At 69.4% G+C, this 209-nt stretch carries 1 pseudogene; it reads right to left on the bottom strand.

Annotated elements, in window-relative coordinates:
• A pseudogene (locus DIE11_RS36085) lies at positions 1–209 on the bottom strand (hypothetical protein); the annotation flags it as partial.

Consider the following 209-nt stretch of genomic DNA (forward strand, 5'->3'; position numbering starts at 1 on the left):
GAACCGCCACCCACGTTACCCAGCGCACCCGTCACCGTGCCCAGCGCACCGGTCAACGCACCTGCCGGATTGCCGCCACCGAGCGCGCCCGTCACTTGATTGACGACACCTTGAACCGGCGCCAGCGGGTTTGAACCGCCACCCACGTTACCCAGCGCACCCGTGACCGTGCCCAGCGCACCGGTCAACGCACCAGCCGGATTGCCGCC

It is taken from the genome of Burkholderia sp. Bp9012, from assembly GCF_003853825.1.
GTDB lineage: Bacteria > Pseudomonadota > Gammaproteobacteria > Burkholderiales > Burkholderiaceae > Burkholderia > Burkholderia diffusa.